Raw genomic sequence first — 24,931 nt, 5'->3', positions numbered from 1 at the left:
GCCGCTTTGTTAGTATTATTAGTGCAGCGCTTTTATAGTTATTCGTATAGCTTTCTTATAACTACTTAATACCTAGTTAATACGCTTCTACGGCCATAGCAACCGCTTCACCGCCACCAATACATAAAGACGCGATACCTTTTTTAAGGCCTCGATTTTTAAGGGCATGAATAAGCGTTACTAAAATACGCGCGCCGCTTGCACCAATTGGGTGACCAAGTGCACATGCGCCGCCATTTACGTTTACTTTGCTTTCATCTAGTTTTAACTCGTTAATAGCCAGCATAGTTACCATGGCAAATGCTTCGTTAATTTCCCAAAGATCAACATCACTTGTAGTCCAACCTGCTTTTTCAAGCACGCTGTTCATTGCGCCTACTGGCGCAACTGTGAATTCACTTGGTTTTTGAGAATGTGTGCTGTGGGCTACAATTTTACAAAGCGGTGTTAAGCCCTGCTCTTTTGCTTTTGATTCGCTCATTAATATAAGCGCTGCGCCGCCGTCTGAAATTGACGATGAATTAGCCGCTGTAATAGTGCCGTCTTTTTTAAACGCTGCACGTAGGCTTGGGATTTTTTCAGGACGGGCATTACCTGGTTGCTCGTCAATCGATACTGTTACATCGCCTTTGCGTGTTTGCATTGTGTGCGGGGCAACTTCGTTATCAAAACTGCCGTTTTGTATTGCGGCTTTTGCTTTACTTAATGAGCCCAGTGCAAACGTATCCATTTGCTCGCGGCCAATGCCGTATTCGTCGGCGGTGTCTTGTGCAAAACAGCCCATTGCTTTGTTGTCGTAAGCATCTTCAAGGCCATCGCTCATCATGTGATCTTTTATTTCGCCGTGACCCATACGCATTCCGCCACGCGCTTTTGGAATAAAGTACGGTGCGTTTGTCATGCTTTCCATACCACCGGCAATAGCTGATTGAATAGAGCCTGCTTTAATTAAATCGTTTGCAAGCATGGCCGCTTTTAAACCAGAGCCACATACTTTGTTGATTGTTGTAGCACCGGTGCTAAGTGCAAGCCCTGCTTTTAACATCGCTTGGCGTGCAGGTGCTTGCCCAAGGCCTGCTGGTAATACACAACCCATAATTACTTCATCTATTGCATCATTAGCTAAACCAGTTTGTGCAAGTGCACTGGCAATGGCGGTTGCGCCAAGCTCGGTAGACTGCGCATCACTTAACGCTCCCATAAAACCACCCATTGGGGTGCGTTTTGCTGCTACAATTACCACTGATTCTAAAGTCATAACTAACTCCGTTGTAATTTAATGCAAATAATTGTTAGTATATTTGCTCTATTAATTTAGTATTCATTTATTATTTAATACCTACACACAATACTAACGTTTACGCCAACGTCAACTAAAAACAGCTTAATTTTTAGTTTTAAAAGTGTAAGCATTATTTTCCAGCTGTTAGGCTGTATCAAATAAATAAAATTAACTTATTGAATGCTAACAATATAACTTAAAATTTCACACCAGCACTCCTTTATAAATAGTTTCAAATCACGCCAAGCTTTACCTTTACGTAAACTTCACTTATATTGGAGTTATTCGAATGAGGTAAATACAATTATGAAACCAGATAATCAAACAAACTTTGCAAGTTCAGCCAAAATGCCGGCAAGTAATGAACAAACATTTAGCATTAGCGAACTCGCTAAAGAATTTGACATTACTACCCGCTCTATTCGCTTTTACGAAGACCAAGGGCTAATAACACCTGATCGTAATGGTCAAACCCGTATTTATTCAAAACGCGACAAAGTGCGCTTAAAACTAATATTACGTGGTAAACGATTGGGCTTTACGCTTGCCGAAACCGGCCGTTTGTTTGAACTGTACGACGCTGATAAGTCAAGCGCTAAGCAGCTGGTTACCATGCTTGATTTAATAGCTGATAAAAAATCTGACCTATCTCAACAAATGGACGACATTAAAGTTGTTCTTATGGAGTTAGTGACGGCCGAGCGCCGCTGCAGAGACACACTTAACAAAATAGACGAGTAGCCTATTTTAAGAATAACAACACACTGACGACACACAGGAATGAATCATGAGCACTATTTCACTATATAAAGAAATGAACTTTGGCCTAGGCGAAACCGCCGATATGATCCGCGACCACGTAAACAGTTTTGCAAGCCAAGAAATTGCCCCACTTGCTGAAAAAACTGACTTAGATAACGCTTTCCCAAATCAACTTTGGACTCAAATGGGCGAAATGGGCGTACTAGGTATGACCGTATCTGAGGAGTTAGGCGGCGCAGGATTAGGTTACTTAGAACATGTTATTGCTATGGAAGAAATTAGCCGCGCCAGTGCCTCTATTGGCCTAAGCTATGGCGCGCATTCAAACCTGTGTGTTAATCAAATTAACCGTAATGGCACACAAGCTCAAAAAGAAAAATACTTACCTAAGCTTATTAGTGGTGAGCACATTGGTGCCCTTGCAATGAGCGAGCCTAATGCAGGTTCTGACGTTGTATCAATGAAACTTAAAGCCGAGAAAAAAGGCGATAAGTACATTTTAAACGGCAATAAAATGTGGATCACTAATGGACCAGACGCACATACATTAGTTATTTACGCTAAAACAGATTTAGATGCCGGCGCTAAAGGCATTACCGCGTTTATTGTTGAGAGCAACTTTCCGGGGTTTTCAACAGCGCAAAAGCTAGACAAACTGGGCATGCGTGGCTCAAACACCTGTGAGCTAGTATTTGAAAACTGTGAAGTACCAGAGGAGAACATTTTAGGTAACTTAAACGAAGGCGTTAAAGTACTTATGAGTGGCCTTGATTACGAACGCGTAGTACTTGCAGCTGGCCCGCTTGGCATAATGCAAGCGTGTATGGACATAGTGGTACCGTACATTCATGAGCGTAAACAATTTGACACCCCTATTGGTCAATTTCAGTTAATTCAGGGCAAAGTAGCCGACATGTATACACAAATGAATGCGGCGCGCTCATATGTATATACGGTAGCTCGCTCTTGTGACCGAGGTGAAACAACCCGTAAAGATGCAGCCGGTGCCATTTTATATGCCGCAGAGCTTGCAACTAAAATGGCACTCGATGCGATTCAAATTTTAGGTGGCAATGGCTACATAAACGAATACGCAACGGGCCGCCTGCTGCGCGACGCTAAATTATACGAAATTGGTGCAGGTACATCAGAAATACGCCGCATGCTTATTGGCCGCGAACTTTTCACTGAAAGCCGTTAAGGATTAAACCATGACGATTTTAAAATCGAGCGTTAATCCTCACGATCCAACGTTTGTGCAAAACCATAAAAACATGTCGGCGCTGGTGGATGATTTACGCAGTAAAGTAGCCACTATTAGTCAAGGCGGAGGCGCTGCGTTAAAAGAGCGCCACGAAGGCCGTGGTAAATTATTTGTACGCGACCGTATAAGTACGTTAATTGACGAAGGCTCACCGTTTTTAGAAATTTCGCAATTTGCGGCATTTGGTGTGTACGAGCAAGCAATACCGTGCGCAGGTGTTGTAGCCGGTATTAGCCGTGTTAAAGGCATTGAATGCATGATTATTGCAAACGATGCCACGGTTAAAGGCGGTACGTATTTTCCGCTTACCGTTAAAAAGCATTTACGTGCACAAGACATTGCAGAGCGTTGCCACTTACCGTGTATTTATCTTGTAGATTCGGGTGGTGCAAACCTGCCAGAGCAAGACGATGTATTTCCGGATAAGCTGCATTTTGGTCGTATTTTTTACAATCAAGCCCGTATGTCGGGTAAAGGCATTCCACAAATTGCCGTGGTAATGGGTTTGTGTACCGCAGGCGGTGCATACGTACCTGCAATGGCCGATGAAAGCATTATTGTAAAAGAGCAAGGCACTATATTTTTAGCAGGTCCGCCCCTTGTAAAAGCAGCAACAGGCGAAGAAGTAACCGCCGAAGAACTAGGCGGCGCCGATGTGCACTGTAAAGTGTCGGGTGTTGCCGATCACTACGCTGAAAACGATACTCATGCGCTGTCTATTGCGCGCCAATGTATTGAGCGCATTAATTACACACGCCCTACAGCCCCTCTTCTAGAGGATGTAAAGCCACCACGTTACGACATTAACGAGCTTTACGGCATTGTGGGTACCGACCTTAAAAAGCCGTTTGATGTACGCGAAGTAATAGCGCGCACAGTGGACGACTCATCATTTGATGAATTTAAACGTTACTTTGGTGAAACGCTGGTAACGGGTTTTGCCAGCATTTATGGCAACCCGGTTGGCATAGTGGCTAATAACGGTATTTTATTTAGTGAGTCGGCGCAAAAAGGCGCGCACTTTATTCAGCTGTGTGCTCAGCGCAATATTCCTTTGGTATTTTTACAAAACATTACTGGCTTTATGGTGGGTAAAAAATACGAAGCCGAAGGCATTGCTAAGCACGGCGCTAAAATGGTGATGGCGGTTTCGTGTGCTGATGTGCCTAAATTTACAGTACTTATTGGTGGCTCTTACGGCGCAGGTAACTACGGTATGTGTGGCCGTGCATTTGAACCCACCATGATGTGGATGTGGCCTAATTCCCGTATTTCGGTAATGGGCGGCGAGCAAGCAGCCGGTGTAATGGCGCAAGTTAAACAAGATGGTTTAGCACGCAAAGGCCAAAGCATGAGCGAGCAAGAAATCACTGACTTTAAAAAGCCAATTATTGATCAATACGAAGAGCAAGGTCACCCGTATTACGCCAGCGCACGCTTGTGGGATGACGGCATTATAGACCCTGCCGATACGCGTAATGTATTAGGGCTTGCGTTAACGGCTGCGAATAACGCACCAAAACGTGATTCGAAATTTGGCGTATTTAGAATGTAACCGGAGCGCAAAATGTCAGTAACACTACAAATAACAAAATCTAATGTGGCTGTACTTGTGTTAAGCCGCCCAGAAAAAAGAAACGCATTTAACAGCGAAGTAATACACGAATTGATTCAGTGTATTGAACATGCAAATACGCTCGATATTCGTGCTTTGGTTTTAAAAACCGACGGTAAACACTTTTCAGCCGGTGCTGATTTAGCGTGGATGAAGTCTATGGCGGATAACAACTACGCCGATAATTTAGCTGATTCTATGCATTTAGCTAAATTAATGCAGGTATTAGCAAGCTCGCCGCACCCTACAATTTGCGCTGTGCAAGGTGCTGCTTTTGGTGGTGCACTGGGTTTAATAGCCTGTTGCGACATAGCCCTTAGTAAAGACGATGCGCAATTTTGTTTAAGCGAAGTAAAGCTTGGCCTTATTCCGGCTGTTATCAGCCCATACGTCATTAAAGCGATTGGTGAACGCGCTGCTCGCAGGTACTTTTTAACGGCTGAAGTGTTTGATGCACATACTGCTAAACAACTGGGTTTAATTCATCAAGTAACCGGTAATTTAGACTGTGCGGTCGATAATATGTTGCAAACACTGATTGATAACGGACCTGTTGCAGTAAAAGCCGCAAAAGCATTAATTAACGATGTCGCAAATAAAGAGATTACCGATGAACTCATTGAACTTACTGCTGAGCGTATTGCAAAAATTCGCGTATCTGAAGAAGGTCAAGAAGGGCTAACTGCTTTTTTTGATAAACGCCCACCCGCTTGGCAACTGTAGGATTGATTATGAACACACAACGATTACAAAAAATACTGATTGCCAATCGTGGAGAAATTGCGTGCCGCGTAATGCGCAGCGCAAAACAAATGGGCTTAACCACGGTCGCGGTTTATTCTGATGCAGACAAAAATGCCCAACACGTAAAAATGGCTGATGAGGCTTACCATATTGGTGCTGCGCCAAGTAAAGACTCGTATTTAGTAGCTGATAAAATTTTGCAAGTGGCCAAAGATTGTGGCGCTGATTGCATTCACCCAGGGTATGGTTTTTTATCTGAAAACAGTGAATTTGCTAAGGCATGCGAAGCGAACAATATTGCTTTTGTAGGGCCACCAGCAAGCAGTATTGAAGCAATGGGGTCTAAAACCCGCGCTAAAGAAATAATGGCAGCCGCCAATGTGCCGTTAGTGCCTGGTTATTACGGTGATAAACAAGACCCTGCTTTTTTACAAAGTGAAGCTGAAAAAATTGGCTACCCTGTACTTATTAAAGCCGCCTTTGGTGGCGGTGGTAAAGGCATGCGCGTAGTTGAAAAAGCAAAAGACTTTATGAGTGCACTACAAGGTGCGCAACGTGAAGCTATTGCCGGTTTTGGTAACGATTTAGTATTGCTTGAGCGCTACGTAAACCAGCCTCGCCATGTTGAAGTACAAGTATTTGCAGATAACCACGGTAACTGTGTTTATTTAGGCGATCGTGATTGCTCCCTGCAACGTCGTCATCAAAAAGTAATTGAAGAAGCCCCTGCCCCAGGTTTATCTGACGAGCTACGAAAAGAAATGGGTGAAGCGGCTGTACGCTGTGCACTGGCTATAAATTACCGAGGTGCAGGTACGGTTGAGTTTTTATTGTGTGGCGATGAATTTTTCTTTATGGAAATGAATACGCGCCTACAAGTAGAACACCCAGTGACCGAAATGGTAACCGGTGTAGATTTAGTTAATTGGCAAATTAATATTGCGGGTGGGCAAACATTGCCACTAACACAAAGTGATATTCAATTGCAGGGTCATAGCTTTGAAGCGCGTATATACGCAGAAGATCCAGCCAACGACTTCATTCCGTGCTCAGGCAAGATTGAAGCACTACATACACCACTTAACAGTGAATTTGTACGCATTGATACAGGCATTGCACAAGGCGATGAAATCAGCCCGTTTTACGACCCGATGATTGCAAAACTTATTGTGCACGACGACAATCGCGAACAAGCCTTGAGCCGTTTACAACACGCCCTTGAGCAATTTCATTTAGCGGGTTTTAGCACTAACATTGGCTTTTTACATAACTTAGCAAGCCACCCTACGTTTAAACAAGGTGCGCCAAGTACGCACTTTATAGCAGAGCAAGGTGACTCGTTAGTAGCGGTTGATGAGCAGCTGTTGCAAGCAAGCCAACTTATTGGTGCGTTTGCATATTTAGAGTCGTTACCTAATACACAAAATGCAGCAAAGAGTGTAAGCCCTTGGCAACAACTAAGCGGTTTTACACTCAATGCGCCGCAAGCAATTAAAATTCCTTTTGCCGATTTACAGCTAAGCGCTATAAAAACCACAGCGGGCTATAGTATTACGCATAACGAGCACGTATTTAACCTACAAGGCACATTAAATAACGGCCTATGCACTGTATTTATTAACGGCGAAAAACACAGCGCACATGTAACTACGGTAGGTAATTATACCGTTGGCAATAGTACAGTAGCTAATAGTGTGACAGTGATGAATAAAGCACTGCAAACTAAGCTTGAACTAGTTGATAAACACTATATTAGTTCGCACGAAAGCGAAGCACTGCCCCTTGCCGCCCCGCTCAATGGCACGGTAGTAAAACACTTAATCGACATTGGTAGCACAATTATCAAAGGTGATGCAGTTGTTATTATTGAAGCCATGAAAATGGAATACACGCTTAACGCACCACACGACGGCATTTTAAAAAGCTACTGTTTTGGTGAGGGCGAACTGGTAACCCATGGTGCTCTGCTTGCTATAGTAGAAGATACGACTGAGGAAGATGCATAATGAGTGCTTTTCCGAGTAAAGTACGTATTGTTGAAGTTGGCGCTCGTGACGGCCTTCAAAACGAAAAAACAGTCAGTACAGCGGATAAAGTAGCGCTTATTAACGCGCTAAGTGCTGCTGGTTTAAAAGACATTGAAGCCGGCGCGTTTGTATCCCCTAAATGGGTGCCGCAAATGGCAGACTCAGCAGATGTAATATCAGCCCTTGATTTACCTGATGTAAACCTAAGTGCCCTTACACCTAACTTAAAAGGTGCGCAAGCAGCGCACGCTGTTGGCATTAAAGAGTTTGCTATATTTACCGCTGCGAGTGAGTCGTTTTGCCAAAAAAACATAAACTGCTCCATTGATGAAAGTATTGAGCGCTTTAGCGAAATAATGGCGTTTGCTAAAGCGAATAACATTCGCGTGCGTGGTTATGTAAGCTGTGTGCTAGGTTGCCCTTATGAGGGTGATATTGACCCACAAGCAGTGCTGAGTGTGTCGCAAAAACTATTAGATTTAGGCTGTTACGAAGTAAGCCTTGGCGATACCATAGGTGTTGGCACTGCTAAAAAAGTAACGCAGCTAATAGAATTACTTTTAACACACATTGATAAAACCAAGTTGGCCGTGCATTTCCATGATACTTACGGACAAGCGCTCACAAATATTTACGCAGCCTTAAACCTAGGTATAGCAACAGTTGACGCGGCAGTGGCTGGCCTTGGTGGCTGCCCTTATGCTAAGGGTGCGTCAGGAAATGTTGCCACCGAAGATGTAGTTTACTTGCTACAAGGGCTTGGCATTGAGCATGGAATTGATTTACAAAGGTTAAGTGATGCTGGCTGGGAGATAACCAAAGCACTTGGTAAGCAACCTGTGAGCAAAGTATCTGTGGCACTACACACTAAATAGCTATCTTATAAAATGATATTACAAGATAGTTAACAACAAATAGCACACAATGAGGAGAGACTCATGGCCGGTTTTGATAAAGTAGTTTCTAGTTACGAAGCTGCAATGGAAGGATTAAAAGACGGCGATACTATTATTGCCGGTGGTTTTGGTTTATGTGGTATTCCTGAGGGCTTAATTAAACAAATTAAGCACATGCAAACAAAAGACTTAACCGTGGTATCTAATAACTGTGGTGTTGATGACTTTGGTTTAGGTATTTTATTACAAGACAAACAAATTAAAAAAGTAGTTGCCTCATACGTAGGCGAAAACGCCCTATTCGAGCAGCAGTTATTAAGTGGCGAAATTGATGTAGAGCTTACACCTCAAGGCACACTTGCTGAAAAAATGCGTGCTGGTGGCGCGGGTATCCCTGCGTTTTACACCGCAACCGGTTACGGCACTCCAGTGGCAGAAGGTAAAGACGTAAAAGAATTTAATGGTCGCCCGTATATTTTAGAAGAGTCTATAACAGGTGAATTTGCTATTGTAAAAGCATGGAAAGCAGATCGTTATGGCAATTTAGTGTTTAGACACACCGCCATGAACTTTAACCCCATGGCAGCAACGGCGGGTAAAATTACCGTTGCCGAAGTAGAAGAAATTGTAGAGCCGGGTGAGCTTGAACCAAGCCAAATTCATACCCCAGGTATTTTTGTAAATCGCGTTATTAAAGGCAACTTTGAAAAACGCATTGAACGTGTAACAACACGAGATTAAGCAGGAGCATAATTATGGCATTATCACGTGAACAAGTTGCAATGCGCGTTGCACAAGAACTTCAAGACGGCTATTACGTAAATTTGGGTATAGGAATTCCGACACTCGTCGCAAACTATGTACCGGATGATATTGAAGTTATGTTACAGTCCGAAAATGGCCTTTTAGGCATGGGCCCGTACCCTACTAAAGCAGAGCTAGATGCCGATATGATTAACGCGGGTAAAGAAACCGTGACAGCAGCTAAAGGTGCAGCCATATTTAATAGTGCAGATAGTTTTGCCATGATACGGGGTGGTCATGTAGACTTAACTGTTCTGGGTGCATTTGAAGTTGACCAGAACGGCAACATCGCCTCGTGGATGATCCCTAAAAAGCTGATTAAAGGCATGGGTGGCGCGATGGATTTAGTCGCTGGCGCGAAAAACATTATTGTTACTATGACCCATGCAAGTAAGCATGGTGACTCTAAATTACTAGAGGCCTGCTCTTTACCGCTTACTGGTGTTAATTGCGTTAAAAAAATAGTAACAGATTTAGCCGTATTAGAAGTTAAAGACGGCGCATTTCATTTACTCGAACGTGCTCCGGGCGTCTCGGTTGATGAAATCATTAGTAAAACAGCAGGTAAATTACTTGTTGACGGTGAAGTACCAGAAATGGTTTTTTAGGAACTTTTTAACAAGTTAACTTAAAATAACGCTTTACCCTGTACCGACCTCATTCCCAGTGCCAATGGCGCTGAGTTACCCAAAATCCCTCTCATGAGGGATTTTTTTTGTCTTTTTTACTTATTTTTAGTCTTGTTCATACATCTGTAGTAAATTTTTATCTATAATAGTTGCATAAATAGATGATTAGTTAGTTAGAACATTTGCACTACTATGTTTTAATGATGCACCACTTTTGTGAATTTACGCTGTTAATATTTTTAACTTATTGATATTATTGTAATTACTAATTGGTTCGATTTTTGCCTATACTAGGCTATATAAACAACTTAATACTGGAAAACATGCAAACTCCTATTCGTGGCCTTCGCTCTTTTTGCTTTGCAGCAAGAAGCCTAAGTTTTAAGCATGCAGCTAATGAGCTGTACTTAACACCTTCGGCAGTGAGCCACCAAATAAAACAACTTGAAGAACAACTTGGTATTGAACTTTTTCAACGTAAAACGCGTTCAATTAGTTTAACCACTGCGGGTAAAAACTTTTTTGATGCTGTGTCCCCAATTATCACTATGTTAGAAGGCACCATTAATGAGTTTAGTCAGATGCAGCAAAATACAAACTTGACGATTACGTTGCCTGAGTTTTTTGCCAGCGAACTACTCATGCCTAAATTAAGTGAGTGGACGTCAGAGCACCCTAATATAAACCTGCAAATGGATACGCTTAAAACACGTAAAGAAATAACCCGTCATAGCGATTTATCTATTGTATTATCATCGAGTAAACCCACTGAAGGTTCTGCAACGGAGCTGTTTAATCTTGAATACATTCCTGCATGTAATAAAAAATTGCTCGATCAGTGGAGGGACGATCACCGTCAAGCGCTTAATCAAGTTCCGCTAATACTACACAAAGCTCGCCCTTGGGCCTGGCATCAGTGGGCCGAAAAAGCAGGAATTGATGACTTCTCTCCTTCTCAAATTATTCAAATAGATAGTATGTTTGGTGTAGCACGTGCTGCGCAACAGGGTATGGGGATTGCACTTATTCCACTACCTATAAGCCAAAGCTGGTTAGATGAGCAGTGGCTCTATAAATTATTTGAACAGCCTTTAACAACTAAAGATAAGTATTATTTAGTGCAGCACGAATCAAGTACCCCTAATCACCCGCTTGATTTATTTGCGAAGTGGGTTGTAAGCACATTTAGAAAAATTCAAGAGTAACTCTCTATTAGGCGAACTTATTAATACAGCCATTGTGTGTTGTGTTTATGGTTCGTCTAAATCCTAAACCTCACTTTATACCAACTCCAATAAATAGCTGATCTATTTTACTTGCTAAAACAACCCATTTCTTTGTTGTAAATTTCGCAAAGGGAACAACCATTTACATCAATTTACGCCTAGAACTGAATTATTTTTTCGGCGTGAAATTTAGAACACATACTTAATGGAATTGGTATTATTTTTCAGTAATTTCTTTAAAATACAATCTATTAAAACCACAGATTAGACTAAAGTCTATAGTTAAATTTTTTTCACTCATTGGTTTTATTTTTATCGTTTGTCGAAAATAAAGTTAAATATTAAAGTTACCTCATCGGCTCGAAACAGTTAAGTTTAATTGTTTATTAAGAGTAATAAATGCAACCTTTGAGTTTTAGTGACTCAAACCTTGCAGTAAAAAGAATCTTTATATTGTGTGTGAAGATGTTGTCAGTGTGAAAAATGGTTCAAGTTAGGTGGTGACTTGGCTTGAACTGTTTTTATTCTTGGCTCAAACCACATGATGTGCAATACAAATGCTTTAAGAGCGTAGCAAACAGAATCTTTATATTGTGTGTGAAGATGTTGTCAGTGTGAAAAACGGTTCAAGTTAGGTGGTGACTTGGCTTGAACTGTTTTTATTATTAAGCACATACATAATATAGTTATATACAGGTTAATACCTTTTAAAAAGCCCCGTAAGTTATAACTTACGGGGCTTTTTTAGTTAATTTTTTATTTGATACTCTTTTTTTAATTTACTTATTTGCACTTTATGTGAAAGCAAGAATGTATCAAATTGCTTAACTACCTCAGGGTAGTCAATGGACGATAATAAAAAGGCTTGTAAATCTGTCGGTAATTCGTTTTGAAAATAAACGGGTCGGGTTAATTTAAAGTATTTAACGATATTATAGTTTAATACATCGTTAGATATGTAGATGCACTCCACCCGCTCTTTTAAAAGCAACTCGATTAATTCTATTACGTTAGCTGTTTCAATTAGCTCAACGTTTTCGTTGTTCATTAATTGCATAAAACTTAGAGGCGTAAACCCTCTTACCGTTGCAAAACTAACGCATTCATCAATAGTGATATTTTTATTTAAACTCGCAATACCCGCTTTAGTCACAACGGTTGGCTGCGAATAAATAATTTCATTTAAATCACCAAAGGAAGCTTTATAACTTGGTTTCCAGCTAGGGTTATCTGGATACTTAAAGTCGACATGACGATGCTCCATAAATTCTTTGTAAAGTCGATTAATAGGTAATGTGTAAAATTCAAACTCAAAGTCATGCTGCTGGGCAAACAAGGTAAGTAACTTTTGACTGAAACCATAATAGTCACGGTTATCAGCCCCACTACCGTCAAAATACGGAAGGTACTCTATATTTTCAACACCCACCACATAATGAGTGGCAGATTTAGCGTTGGTCATTAAAAGCAATAAAGCAAAAGGCAGATAGATTAACGGCTTAACTATTTTTGTTAATAGATTCATTAATAACCTAAGGTAGGTAGATATTGTTAGTGAGTCTCAGCTAACTAAATTTTAACAAATTTGCAGAGATTATGATAAACCTATTTTATATTATGCAAAAAAAGTCTGATTTATAATCAGACTTTTTAGTTAGCTATTTAGCTTTTATCTCTTGGTACAAAATCGAGTACTGTTGCGTTTATACAGTAGCGGTCTGTGCCTCTAGGTCCTTCTCCTGGGAATAAATGACCAAGATGAATACCTGTACTTTTAGAACGAAGCTCAATCCGGGTTATCCCCCAACTGCTATCGTCATGCTGCGTTACACTACTTTTTACTGGGTGCTTAAACGACAACCAACCAGTACCGGAGTTAAACCTATCGCGTGTATCAAATAGTGGCTCGCCACTTAATTTATCAACAAAAGTACCGTCAGGTGTATTTTTAAACTCTTTGTACTCTTTACAGTAAGGTCTATCTGTTCGTGCATCAAATGCAACTTTATAAGCATCGCTGTTACCTAATTTAAAAGCGCCTAACGCTTTATAAAACTCTTCAGGCGTTGCGTAACCTTGACGGCCATATACTTCAATGCCATTTTCTAAAAACAAGATAGTCGGTGTTGCCCACGTGGCTGATTTGATGGTTAACCCCTGTAGTTGATCAGCATGGCGAAACGACATAGGTATCGTCCCTTTGTAATCATTTGCGACTGCTTTTTTAAACTTTTCACAGTATGGGCAGTATTCACGTGAATCTAAGACCACGATTTGCTTGCCTGCGAGTAGAGCACTGTTGTCTACTTTTTCTACGGGTGTTTTATTAAAAACAACACCGGTAGAATGATCTGGGCAATAGCCATTAGGGTTCTTTTCTAAATAATTTTGATGATACTCTTCTGCCGATACAAAACCTTCCAGCGGTTTAATAACCGTTTCAATTTTACCGTAGCTCGCATCAGTTAAAAGCTGCTGATATTGCGATTTAACTTGCTCAGCTACTTTAGCTTGTGCATCTGTAGTCGTTAATACAATTGAACGATATTGCGTACCGATGTCGTTACCTTGGCGATTTTTTTGCGTAGGATCGTGGCTTTCAAAATAGTTTTTTAGTAAATCTTCAGCCGAAATTATATTACTGTTATACATAACCTGTACAACTTCAGCATAATTGTTTTCGTCAAAGCGACGAGACTGATCAGTAATGTTTCTGTATGTTGCTTTAAAGCCATTGCCGTCGGCATAACCCGACTCGGCATCAATAACGCCATTAAGCGCTTCGTAGCGTTTTTCAGCCCCCCAAAAACAACCTGATCCAAGTACAATGGTTTCTACATGCATGGTGGCTTCTATATTGCTGTGCTCGACCTTTTCCATAGATAAAGCAAAGCTGCCTGCGCTAAATATAATAGCAGCGCCTGATAAATATAATAAATGCTGGTGTTTCATAATGTACCTCTTAAACAAGTGCGTGCTAATTAAGACCTCCTTACCTTAATTTTCATTTCAACCTAATTACATATTTAGTACGAAGCGTATTAAGTTTTGGTCTTCAATAAGTTAAATACGATTAATTAAATATAAAAACACTCTTAAACCAAGCTGAACAAATAAAAATAACCACTTAGTCGCAATGGTGTAAATAAATTAATAAAACTGTGTTACGTTTAAATTATGTTGTACAAATAGGTTTATTTAATGAAGCCAACTCCTCATATTTATGCATTAACAAACAGTAGTTTACTACTTGATGCATCGCATTTAGACGCTAAAGATAGACTCTCCATTCAAAAGAAAATTTGGGCTTTAACCAATCACTGTAAAAGCACTAATGAATTTACCGATTTGGTGCCGGCCATGAACTCAATCACTCTTTATTTAAAATCAGATAAACTCTTAAATAAATGGCTCCAAGTGCTACCTTCGCTTTGGAATGACATTAAAAGCAGTACTTTTAAGGGGCTGCATCACTTAATTGAAACCACCTACAAGGGTGAGGATATTAATTACGTGGCTAATTATCATAATTTAAGCGCTGATGAGGTTATTAATATTCACAGTAAAGCCAAGTACCACGTTTTATTTTTAGGCTTTCAGCCCGGCTTTGCCTACCTACACGGCTTAGATGAGCAATTACATACACCAAGGCGTGATGAGCCACGAATTAGAGTTCCTAAAGGTTCTGTTGCGATAGGTGCGACACAAACCGGAGTTTACCCTGCGGATACGCCAGGCGGTTGGCACATAATAGGCAATACAGATACCTCTTTGTTTGATTCGACCTCTGCGCAACCTTGTTTAATTCAACCTGGCGATACGCTTGAATTTGTTCCGCTAGTTAATAAAGGAGCAACTCATGATTAAAGTACTTAAAAGTGGTGTATTGCTTACAATTCAAGATTTTGGCCGTGTTGGCTACCGCCATTTAGGTGTAAGTAAAGCGGGCACCTTAGACCCCTTTGCGCAAATAATTGCTAATAGATTACTTAACAATAACGACAATGATGCCGTTTTAGAAATAACCGTTGGTTTGTGCGAACTTGAATTTACTTGCAACACAGTAATTGCGCTTCATGGTGCCGATTTGCAAGCAACCCTTGATGGGCAAACAATTTATCCTGGTTGGACATACACAGTAAAAAATAAACAAGTACTTAGCTTTGCTACAGGTAGAGCGGGCTTAAGAGCTTATTTAGCGGTGAAAGGCGGTATACAAAATACTGAGGTTATGGGCTCTAAATCTACAGATTTAAACGCATGTTTTGGTGGTATTCAAGGTAGAGCTCTCACCACAGATGATGAAATACCTATTACTCCTTATTATGGAGAGTTTATAAAAGTAGGTGCAATTGCTCCCGCCCAGCGCAAACTTATACGCTTGTACCCGAGCCCTCACGCTAACTTACTGGGTAAGCCATTATTGGATACCTTTGCAGCAACTGCATTCAAAGTCAGTACTAACAGTAATCGAATGGGCGTAAGGCTTGAGCATAATAAGAATAGCTTGGTGCATTCGCACTCTTTGCCATCATTAGGGGTGAGTCCTGGGAGTATTCAACTACCACCAAATGGTGATCCTATTGTGCTACTTAACGATGGACAAACCACTGGGGGCTATCCTCTTTTAGGAACAGTTATTGAAGCCGACTTACATCAATTTGCACAATTTAGACCTTTAGACACGGTTGAGTTTAAATATGTAACGTTTGAAGAAGCAGCAAAAGCAAAGCAGAAACTTGACGGGCACCTACATCAATTGAGCCTTGCACTTAAAAATAACCTATAAAACATTCTAGAATCAACACACCCTAGATTTAAAAGATAAGTACCATGTAACAAAGGTTCAAATTCCGACGGCAGTTACCTTACTCGCCGTTAATATTATTTTAATGTATAGCTTGGTGTTTAATGACTAAATCAACTTCTACTATGCCGTGTGTATTAATAACCGGTTTTGCTCCTTTTGGTGGCGAAACTATCAATCCTTCTTGGCAAGCAGTGCAAAAACTTGATGAAACTATCATCATGAAACACAAAATATGCACACTAGAACTTGCCTGTGAATTTAATACGTCTATCAGTCAGCTTATAAACGCCATTGAGTCGCATAACCCGGCGGTTGTTTTGTGTATAGGACAAGCTGGTGGGCGCAGTGAAATATCAATCGAGCGTATTGCAATAAACGTTGACGATGCACGCATTAAAGATAATGTAGGTAAGCAGCCTATCGATACGCCAATTGAAAAAAATGGCCCTGATGCCTATTTCACAAACTTACCCATAAAGCGCATGTTACAAGCATTGCACAACAGTAATATCCCTGCTGCTATTTCAAATACGGCAGGTACGTATGTGTGTAATCACGTTATGTATGGCCTTATGCATTACATAAACGATCACTGCGCGGTGATGAAAGGTGGCTTAGTACATGTTCCTTATTTACCAAGCCAAGCCGTGCACCACAATGGCGCACCAAGCATGAGTGAAGAAACCATTATTAACGCTTTAAAGGTCATGATCGCACAAGCTTTGAACAACAATAGTGATGTGAAAATAGCAGCAGGCACCACGCATTAACCACTTTGGTGCAGTTACATCTAAGTTGGTGCATAAATTATTCTTAATTAATTGTAAAAGCTATGTGACTTGAGTAATTTTTTCTGATAAAACAAGGTTTCGCAGTACAGCAAATTGGCTCTGCTGCACACATAATAGGAATGAGGAGTTACTATGTGTTCAATTTTTGGGGTATTAGATATTAAATCTGATCCCACTCAATTGCGTACCCAAGCAATTGAAATGTCAAAGCTGCTTAGACACCGTGGACCAGATTGGTCTGGTGTATATGCATCTGAACAAGCTATTTTAGTGCATGAGCGTTTAGCTATTGTTGGTGTATCAAGCGGTGCACAACCTTTATACAACCCAGAAAAAACAAATATTTTAGCGGTTAATGGCGAAATTTATAATCATAAAGAACTTGCAGCAGAGCTAGACGTTGATTTTACTTTTCAAACTCAATCAGACTGTGAAGTTATTTTAGCGCTGTATAAACAAAAAGGGCCTGACTTTTTAGATGACCTAAACGGCATTTTTGCATTTTGTTTATACGACGAAGAAAACGACGCCTACTTAATTGGCCGTGACCATATTGGTATTATCCCGCTTTACACCGGTCACGACGAGCACGGTAACTTTTATGTTGCTTCTGAGCTAAAAGCACTTTCTCCAATTTGTAAGCACATTGAAGAATTTCCACCAGGGCATTACCTTTACAGCAAAGATGGAAAAATGACGCCTTATTACAAGCGTGATTGGGAAACATTTGATGCAGTTAAAGATAACAGCGCAGAAGCCCAAGACGTTAAAGATGCATTAGAGGCAGCCGTTAAACGTCAGCTAATGTGTGATGTACCTTATGGTGTATTACTTTCTGGTGGCTTAGACTCATCAGTTATCTCTGCTATTACGCAGCGCTTTGCCGCAAAACGTATTGAAGATAACGACGAAAGTGATGCATGGTGGCCTAAGCTTCATTCTTTTTCAGTAGGCCTTGAAGGCTCACCAGATTTAGCAGCTGCACAAAAAGTAGCTGACATGATTGGTACTATTCACCACCCTATCATTTTTACCATTCAAGAAGGCATTGATGCACTTCGTGAAGTGATTTACCACATAGAAACGTACGATGTAACAACAATTCGTGCCTCTACACCAATGTACTTAATGGCTCGCCAAATTAAAGCCATGGGCATTAAAATGGTGTTATCGGGTGAAGGTGCAGATGAGTTATTTGGTGGTTACTTATACTTCCATAAAGCGCCAAACGCACAAGAGTTTCATGAAGAGTTAAACCGTAAAGTATCAAAACTGCATATGTTTGACTGTTTACGTGCTAATAAATCAATGGCTGCATGGGGCGTAGAAGCACGCGTACCGTTTCTTGATAAAGAATTTGTTGATGTTGCTATGCGTATCAACCCTGAAGCTAAAATGTGTAAAGATGGCAAAATTGAAAAACATATTTTACGTGAAGGCTTTGAAGGCTACTTGCCTGATGAAGTTTTATGGCGTCAAAAAGAGCAGTTTTCAGATGGTGTTGGTTACAGCTGGATTGATACGTTAAAAGAGTTTGTAAACGAGCAAGTAAGCGATCAAGAGCTTGCAAATGCAAAATTTAAATACCCTATTAATACACCAGATTCAAAAGAAGCATATTACTACCGTGCAATTTTTGAAGAACACTTTCCAGGTGATGCATCTGCTAAATGTGTACCACATGGTAAATCGGTAGCGTGTTCGACTCCTGAAGCACTTGCATGGGACGCATCGTTCCAAAACAATGCTGATCCATCAGGTCGTGCTGCAGGCGTTCATAACGACGCATATGCAAGCAAAGGTTAACACTTTTTGTATATCGCAGCGTAAGCCTTTATGGCTCACGCTGCGCTTTATAAAGTACACTTACACCCAATCTGTTTTTTTTAGCCATGCAAATAACTTAAAAGGCTCAAGCGCTTTAATTGTTATTTATGAAAATGGGTTAACTTCAAAAACAATGCAATATATTGCATCACAATCAATTCACCCTGCTACCGTATTTTTAAATCAAAATGAAATAACTAAACGCCATTGTAAAATTCGTTGGTTTAATCAAACCAGTGAAATTAAACGCTGCGGGCATGGCACTTTAGCTGCCGCTAATTTTTTGATAGGTTATTTGGGTTATTGCCCTGAAGCATTTATTTCAATGAGTAATGAGCGCTTTACTATACAAGTAAAAAAACAACGCGCTCAGCTGTTACTAAAAAGCATAGAGCCACAAAAAAGCAAATTAGCTAAAGATGAGTTACATAACGTGTTTTCATCCGCGTTAAAAGCAGCCTATAGTACCGATGATAAAAACGGTTACACGGTTGTATTATTTAATAAAGAGTTTAATGAAGAATGTGATAAAAATTCCGATGAAAAACAGAACTTAAAAAGTTTACGCGTTGATTTTAAAGCTTTGAGTAAAGCACATAAAAATGCTGTTATAGCGCTCAGTATAAAAAATACAGACAAAAAAAATGCCATAGCGCATTTTAGATACTTCGCACCCCAGTTTGGTGTAAATGAAGACAGTGCTACGGGCTCTGCTCTATCGGTTATTGCCCCACTGCTTTTTAGACTGTACGGTTTAAATAAAGCCAAGCTTATACAGCAATCAAATAATGGCGCATTGCTAAACTATGAATTTAACAATGCTAAAGTTTTAATTTACTAGGGCGTGTTGATCTTTGCGGATTGAAATTTGTTCAATCTAGGGGCGATTAAATCGCGGCGCGAGGTTTGTAACCTAGTGGGCTCGATAACTGCTCCTGCTTTATTCTACTGGCTTACATCCATGTAAGAATAAGTAAAAATCGAGCAACAAAGAGTTTATCGCCCCTAGGCAGAACCCTAAGGGCAGCGCATGTTTGGCATTTATGCTGCGTTATCTCCTATTTATGGGGAATAACCACACTTCATAGGCTCTGCCTTGCCTAAAAACCAAACATACTGCTGCAAATTCAACCATCAAAGTTCAACACGCCCTATACATAGTGTAAGTAACTGTTTAAAGAGGCCTTAATAAGCACAGGGCAAAATAGTTACTATCGTCTTGCCACGTTTGCTCTAACTTTAAATTAGCATGCGCTGCAAGCTGCTCAAACGATTCGAGCGTGTACTTGTGAGAGTTTTCTGTATGAATGCTTTCACCTTCTATAAAGTCTATTTGCTGATCGTTTATAATTACACTCTGAGTACAGCTACTTACTAAATGCATTTCAATACGGCTATGTTGCTCGTTAAAACGTGACTCATGGCTAAAGTTGTCTAAATTAAATGTACCATTTAGCTCATTATTAATACGTTCCATTAAATTTTTATTAAACGCGGCGGTGACTCCCGCTTTATCGTTGTAGGCATCAAGTAGCACTTGGCGCTCTTTGACTAAATCAATGCCAATTAACACATACCCGTTTACACCGCATAACCGATGGAAATTATTCATAATCTCAATCGCTTTTACAGGAGCAAAATTACCAAGAGTCGACCCCGGAAAATACACTAAGTTAGTTTGACTGTCTAAAGCGGTATCTTTGGTTAACTGCTTAACCAGTTGGCTATGCGTAAAATCGCCTAGTAGAGGTGAAATTGCTAGTTCAGGAAACAACGGCGACAAATGTGCAAGGGAGTAACTAAGCATTTCTTCAGATATTTCAAACGGAACAAAGGTTTTTACGTTTTCCATATGAGCTAGTAAATACGCTACTTTTTTACCAGAGCCACAGCCTGGCTCTATGATAGATAGGTTTTCGGGAAGCATTTTGCCAATTGCGTGTGAGTGCTGCTCTAAAATAGAAAGCTCTGTGCGTGTAACATAATATTCTTGCAGTGTTGTTATTTGCTCGAATAATGCAGCGCCTTTATCATCATAAAAATATTTACACGGAAGTGTTTTTTGTTGCTGAGTTAACCCGCTTATCACGTCTTTTAGAAATTCAGTGTCGGTTATGTTGCTTTGCTTAATCGCTGTTATTTGGCTCATACTATATCCTTAGCTAGTCTAATTCCGCTGCACATCCACGCTTGGTGCGGGTAATAAAAATTACGGTATGTTTGTCGCAAATGGTTTTGAGGGGTAAACACACACCCGCCGCGTAATACCATTTGGTTATTCATAAACTTACCATTGTATTCCCCTGCTACGCCTTCAATAGGTTTAAAACCGGGGTATGGTAAATATGCACTGTTCGTCCATTGCCAGCATGAATCAGTTAACTGACTTATTTTAGTATCATCTTTTACTGGTTGAGGTGTGAGATAACGTTCTTCTGCTTCAACCAAATAATCGTTCTTAGCCGCATATTCCCATTCGAACTCGGTAGGCAAACGCGCTTTTACAAAATTAGCATAGGCGCTGGCCTCAAAATAACTAACATGGCAGATGGGTGCATTTAAATTAAGAGGCTGCAACCCATAGTGTGTAAACTCAAACCATTCGTTATTTATGCAATGCCAATATAATGGCTTTGTTAATTTGTTATTTTGAATGTTTGCCCAACCATCGCTCAGCCAATACTGTGGGTCGCTATATCCACCGGTATTTATAAACTCTAAATATTCACCATTAGTGATTAACCTGTTAGCAAAGCTAAATGGATGAATTAATACTTGGTGCTTAGGTAGCTCGTTATCATATGCAAATTCGTCGTCGGCATTTGTGCCTATATTAATAATGGCTTGCTCAAAGTTTATAAAATTAAGAGGCTTAATATGAATTGGTTTATTTTGATTAGTTAAAAGTGATTTTTGATATTGTGGAAATAATGGGTTTACTGAAAAGTTATATTTTATATCCATAAGCATCAGCTCTTGATGCTGTTGCTCGTGGTTTAATCCAAGATCAATAATATCTTTAATTTGTGGACTAACTTCGCTCTTAAGCAATTCGATAATGCAGCTATCTACATGCTTTCTATAAGCTAACACTTCATCTAAACCAGGTCTGGATAAACTACCTCGGTTGGCGCGCTTAAATTGCTCTCCAATACCATTGTAGTAAGAATTGAAAAGCATTTTATAATGAGGATTAAACACTGTGTACTGTTTACAATGAACGCTAAGTAAAAACGTTTCAAAAAACCAGGTGGTGTGCGCTAAATGCCATTTGCTTGGACTGACATCTGCCATAGCTTGTAGTTGGCAATCTTCTACCGTGAGAGGTTCAATCATAGCCAGACTTCCACCTCTAACGCTGCAAAAGCGTTTAACAAGTTCGTTTTGATTGGTATTGTTTAAAGCGCATTCACGCATAATAGTATTAATCCTTTTCCTATCTATTTATAAAATATAGCCCAGTATTGTTTTAAATCATATTCATATTACAACTTGATTAAAGATGCTTATCGGCTTATAAATTTATAATAGTCCTAATCTTAAGCATTGAATATATGTTGTTAAAAGTGATCTTTTTTTACTTAACTAAGTACATTAATACTTTTAATAGCAAACTAAATTTTAACGTTCACTGAATTTATAATTTTAGGGCTTTTAAACTAAAGAATCATGAATTTGGCTATATAAACAGCATTTTAAATACAAATTCATTTACATTTAATATTTAACTCATACACTACTAGCTGTATGATCACTCTTCAAATTAGTTAGTCTTCAAATAATTACGGTATTACTTTTTACTTAATATTTAAAGGCTAATGTAATTCGATATGACGCCGAATTTATTTTGGCTTGTTAGGACAACTAAAGAGGTATTGCATGAAGGAAAATCATGACAAATATAGTATTGACAGTACAGACTACACTGTAGGTCAGGACAACGTACAAAAGTGGGGCTTTGATATACATAACCCTGTTTTTGGAACTAGTGCGGGTCTGATTGTCATCTTTTTAATCGCCATACTTGTTACCGACCCACAAACTGCAAAAACAGCGCTTGATAGTATCAAGACAGATATTATTAATAATTTTGATGCCCTATTTATGTGGGCTGCTAACTTCTTTGTACTCTTTTGTTTAGCACTTATAGTTTCTCCTTACGGAAATATTCGCCTTGGTGGCGATGATGCTAAACCTTCTCACTCTCGAATCTCATGGCTAGCTATGTTATTTGCTGCAGGTATGGGTATCGGCCTTATGTTTTGGGGCGTTGCTGAACCAGTTGCTTACTTTACTGGTTGGTACGAAACACCACTTAATGTGGCAGCTAATACACCTGAGGCTGCAAAATTAGCAATGGGCGCAACTATGTTCCATTGGGGACTTCACCCTTGGGCTATTTACGCTGTTGTTGGTTTATCTCTTGCCTTTTTTACCTATAACAAAGGGTTACCGCTTTCTATTCGTTCTATTTTTTATCCTATACTAGGCGACAGAGCGTGGGGTTGGCCTGGTCATATCATTGATATCTTAGCTGTACTTGCTACGTTATTTGGTCTTGCAACATCTTTAGGTTTAGGTGCTCAACAAGCCTCTGCTGGTATTAATCATGTATTTGGTACAGAAGGTGGTGTAGGGTCTCAAATTTTGGTTATTGTGGGTGTTACACTCCTAGCAATCGTTTCTGTAGTGCGTGGTATTGATGGTGGTGTGAAACTACTGAGTAATGTAAATATGCTCATCGCGTTTTCATTATTATTGTTTGTTTGTTTAGTTGGCTTTGCTGTAGCAATGGGCAACGTACCGACTACCGTGATGGGCTATGTAGAAAACATTATTCCATTGAGTAACCCACATGGCCGTGAAGACGAAACATGGATGCATGGCTGGACTGTATTCTACTGGGCTTGGTGGATTTCCTGGTCACCATTTGTAGGTATGTTTATCGCGCGTGTATCTCGCGGTCGAACAATTCGTGAATTCTTAATTGCGGTATTACTTATCCCTACGCTAGTTACTGTTTTATGGATGTCTATTTACGGCGGTATTGCTATTGACCAAGTAGTTAACGGTATTGGTGCGCTAGGCACTAATGGTTTAACTGAAGTACCTTTAGCTATGTTCCAAATGCTTGATGAATTACCTCTATCTAATATCTTATCGTTTATTGCGATTATATTAGTATTAGTATTTTTTATTACCTCATCTGATTCTGGTTCATTGGTAATTGATTCAATTACTGCTGGCGGTAAAATTGATGCACCGGTTCCACAACGTATATTTTGGGCAACGGTAGAGGGCGCGATTGCTGCAGCCTTACTTTGGATTGGTGGTACACAAGCAATTGAAGCATTACAAGCAGGTGCTGTTTCTACAGGCTTGCCATTTACTATTGTATTGTTGTTTATGTGTTTAAGCTTAGTTTTAGGTTTACGAACTGAGCCTCGCCCAGTTAAGTAATATTTTTAGTAAGTTATACTTACAATTAGTAACAAAAGCGCCGCAATTTTTGCGGCGCTTTTTTGTTTGGTCATTAAAAGTTAGAGCCACAGCTCTGAGATTGGGGTATCAACACGATAATGATGACTCAGCTGCGCTTGTAATAGCTCAGCGGTAGCAAGAGCATCTGTTAATGCATTATGGTTTTGATACGCGGGCAAAGAATAACGCGCACGGCAATCCGTAAGTCTGAGCGAACCCAGTTTTGTATTAAATACTCGACCTAATAAACCCTGCCTTGCTTTTAGTGCTCTTCTTTCTATTTCCATTGTATCGACAAGCGCAAACTCAATACCTTCTTTAAGCCTTAGCAATAACGCATTATTTAAAAAGTGACGTTCTATTGCGGCGTAATGTACCACTACAATTTTACCGCTAAGCGCTTCAAGTAAAGGTTCAATGATTCGATTAAAATCAGGGGCATCGTCTACCTCAGAATGCGTTATTCCATGGATTAAAATAGACTCTTCATGCAGGTTACGTCTAGGTTGTACAACCCAATGTCGACTGTGCTTGCAATAAATACGCTTTAAATTAAACGGCACTAAGCCAACACTCACAATATCGTCGTTTTGGCTATTCAAACCTGTTGTTTCAAAGTCCATTGCTACAAAAGGCACATCTTCTACTGCTGCTTTATCTTGATTATAAGCCCCAGCATAAAAATGTTTTAACAGTTTATTTTCAGTGCTGTTGGCAAGCTCGTTATACCTAGCTTGCCAGTCAACTGATTTATGATTACGCGGATTCATAGA

Annotated in this window: 21 protein-coding genes and 1 pseudogene; 16 read left to right on the top strand and 6 right to left on the bottom strand. The window is 40.0% G+C overall.

Annotated features, from left to right (window positions below; all coding sequences use genetic code 11):
* Positions 1-76 precede the first annotated feature (76 nt).
* Positions 77-1,258: a thiolase family protein gene (locus PX700_RS13885; RefSeq protein ID WP_479521021.1), complete on the bottom strand. Its 1,182-nt coding sequence runs from the start codon at positions 1,256-1,258 to the stop codon at positions 77-79.
* A gap of 330 nt (positions 1,259-1,588) precedes the next feature.
* Here PX700_RS13885 and PX700_RS13880 point away from each other — a divergent pair, with 330 nt between their 5' ends.
* The 9 genes from PX700_RS13880 to PX700_RS13840 all read left to right on the top strand — a co-directional run bounded on the left by PX700_RS13880 (position 1,589) and on the right by PX700_RS13840 (position 11,228).
* Positions 1,589-2,023 (top strand): MerR family transcriptional regulator, encoded by a 435-nt coding sequence (locus PX700_RS13880; RefSeq protein ID WP_024592405.1) that lies wholly within the window; start codon positions 1,589-1,591, stop codon positions 2,021-2,023.
* 46 nt (positions 2,024-2,069) lie between these two features.
* Positions 2,070-3,245, top strand: coding sequence for an isovaleryl-CoA dehydrogenase (locus tag PX700_RS13875; protein ID WP_170070948.1), 1,176 nt, complete (start codon positions 2,070-2,072; stop codon positions 3,243-3,245).
* Positions 3,246-3,255: 10 nt separating this feature from the next.
* Positions 3,256-4,863, top strand: coding sequence for a carboxyl transferase domain-containing protein (locus PX700_RS13870; protein ID WP_479521020.1), 1,608 nt, complete (start codon positions 3,256-3,258; stop codon positions 4,861-4,863).
* A 12-nt stretch (positions 4,864-4,875) separates the two neighbouring features.
* Positions 4,876-5,646 (top strand): enoyl-CoA hydratase/isomerase family protein, encoded by a 771-nt coding sequence (locus PX700_RS13865; protein ID WP_479521019.1) that lies wholly within the window; start codon positions 4,876-4,878, stop codon positions 5,644-5,646.
* Between the two features lie 8 nt (positions 5,647-5,654).
* On the top strand, positions 5,655-7,673 hold the full coding sequence (locus PX700_RS13860) for an acetyl/propionyl/methylcrotonyl-CoA carboxylase subunit alpha (RefSeq protein WP_479521018.1): 2,019 nt from the start codon (positions 5,655-5,657) through the stop codon (positions 7,671-7,673).
* Positions 7,673-8,569 carry a hydroxymethylglutaryl-CoA lyase gene (locus PX700_RS13855; RefSeq protein ID WP_479521017.1) on the top strand — a complete coding sequence of 299 codons (897 nt, stop codon included), beginning with the start codon at positions 7,673-7,675 and terminating at the stop codon, positions 8,567-8,569. Before PX700_RS13860 ends, PX700_RS13855 begins: the two co-directional genes overlap by 1 nt.
* 63 nt (positions 8,570-8,632) lie before the next feature.
* Positions 8,633-9,331 (top strand): CoA transferase subunit A, encoded by a 699-nt coding sequence (locus tag PX700_RS13850; RefSeq protein ID WP_166419003.1) that lies wholly within the window; start codon positions 8,633-8,635, stop codon positions 9,329-9,331.
* Positions 9,332-9,345: 14 nt separating this feature from the next.
* Positions 9,346-10,002, top strand: coding sequence for a CoA transferase subunit B (locus PX700_RS13845; RefSeq protein ID WP_007376577.1), 657 nt, complete (start codon positions 9,346-9,348; stop codon positions 10,000-10,002).
* 344 nt (positions 10,003-10,346) lie between these two features.
* On the top strand, positions 10,347-11,228 hold the full coding sequence (locus tag PX700_RS13840; RefSeq protein WP_166419004.1) for a LysR family transcriptional regulator: 882 nt from the start codon (positions 10,347-10,349) through the stop codon (positions 11,226-11,228).
* Between the two features lie 769 nt (positions 11,229-11,997).
* On the opposite strand, the gene PX700_RS13835 is transcribed toward PX700_RS13840, so the two are convergent.
* Positions 11,998-12,774 (bottom strand): amino acid ABC transporter substrate-binding protein, encoded by a 777-nt coding sequence (locus PX700_RS13835; RefSeq protein WP_479521016.1) that lies wholly within the window; start codon positions 12,772-12,774, stop codon positions 11,998-12,000.
* Positions 12,775-12,911: 137 nt separating this feature from the next.
* Positions 12,912-14,201 carry a peptide-methionine (S)-S-oxide reductase MsrA gene (gene msrA / locus PX700_RS13830; protein ID WP_479521015.1) on the bottom strand — a complete coding sequence of 430 codons (1,290 nt, stop codon included), beginning with the start codon at positions 14,199-14,201 and terminating at the stop codon, positions 12,912-12,914.
* A gap of 249 nt (positions 14,202-14,450) precedes the next feature.
* Between msrA and pxpB the strand changes: the two genes are divergently transcribed.
* The 6 genes and pseudogenes from pxpB (at position 14,451) to PX700_RS13800 (ending at position 19,518) form a co-directional block, all read left to right on the top strand.
* Positions 14,451-15,116 carry a 5-oxoprolinase subunit PxpB gene (gene pxpB, locus PX700_RS13825; protein WP_479521014.1) on the top strand — a complete coding sequence of 222 codons (666 nt, stop codon included), beginning with the start codon at positions 14,451-14,453 and terminating at the stop codon, positions 15,114-15,116.
* Positions 15,109-16,038, top strand: a complete 930-nt coding sequence (locus PX700_RS13820) for a 5-oxoprolinase subunit C family protein (protein WP_479521013.1) — start codon at positions 15,109-15,111, stop codon at positions 16,036-16,038. Before pxpB ends, PX700_RS13820 begins: the two co-directional genes overlap by 8 nt.
* A 34-nt stretch (positions 16,039-16,072) precedes the next feature.
* Positions 16,073-16,168, top strand: a pseudogene (locus PX700_RS13815) (5-oxoproline transporter, DUF979 family subunit); the annotation flags it as partial.
* A complete protein-coding gene (pcp, locus tag PX700_RS13810; protein ID WP_479521012.1) occupies positions 16,161-16,829 on the top strand; it encodes a pyroglutamyl-peptidase I in 669 nt (222 codons plus the stop codon). The pseudogene PX700_RS13815 and the gene pcp, both read left to right, overlap by 8 nt.
* Before the next feature lie 153 nt (positions 16,830-16,982).
* The gene (gene asnB / locus PX700_RS13805) at positions 16,983-18,656 is read left to right on the top strand and encodes an asparagine synthase B (protein ID WP_479521011.1); all 1,674 of its coding nucleotides are present in this window, start codon (positions 16,983-16,985) and stop codon (positions 18,654-18,656) included.
* On the top strand, positions 18,640-19,518 hold the full coding sequence (locus PX700_RS13800; protein ID WP_479521010.1) for a PhzF family phenazine biosynthesis protein: 879 nt from the start codon (positions 18,640-18,642) through the stop codon (positions 19,516-19,518). The genes asnB and PX700_RS13800 overlap by 17 nt, the downstream gene beginning before the upstream one ends.
* A 333-nt stretch (positions 19,519-19,851) precedes the next feature.
* On the opposite strand, the gene egtD is transcribed toward PX700_RS13800, so the two are convergent.
* Entirely contained in the window at positions 19,852-20,826 is a 975-nt protein-coding gene (gene egtD, locus PX700_RS13795) for an L-histidine N(alpha)-methyltransferase (RefSeq protein WP_415636030.1), read from the bottom strand.
* Complete coding sequence (egtB, locus tag PX700_RS13790; RefSeq protein ID WP_479521009.1) at positions 20,823-22,094, bottom strand: ergothioneine biosynthesis protein EgtB; 1,272 nt, start codon at positions 22,092-22,094, stop codon at positions 20,823-20,825. Before egtB ends, egtD begins: the two co-directional genes overlap by 4 nt.
* Before the next feature lie 462 nt (positions 22,095-22,556).
* Between egtB and PX700_RS13785 the strand changes: the two genes are divergently transcribed.
* Entirely contained in the window at positions 22,557-24,137 is a 1,581-nt protein-coding gene (locus PX700_RS13785) for a BCCT family transporter (protein ID WP_479521008.1), read from the top strand.
* Positions 24,138-24,217: 80 nt separating this feature from the next.
* Here the strand turns inward: PX700_RS13785 and PX700_RS13780 are convergent, their stop codons facing one another.
* Positions 24,218-24,928 (bottom strand): 3'-5' exonuclease, encoded by a 711-nt coding sequence (locus PX700_RS13780; protein ID WP_479521007.1) that lies wholly within the window; start codon positions 24,926-24,928, stop codon positions 24,218-24,220.
* Between the last annotated feature and the right edge of the window lie 3 nt (positions 24,929-24,931).

This window comes from Pseudoalteromonas sp. TP27, assembly GCF_056470645.1.
Note: the sequence above shows the minus strand (reverse complement) of the source record. Positions and strands in the feature narration are given on the sequence as shown.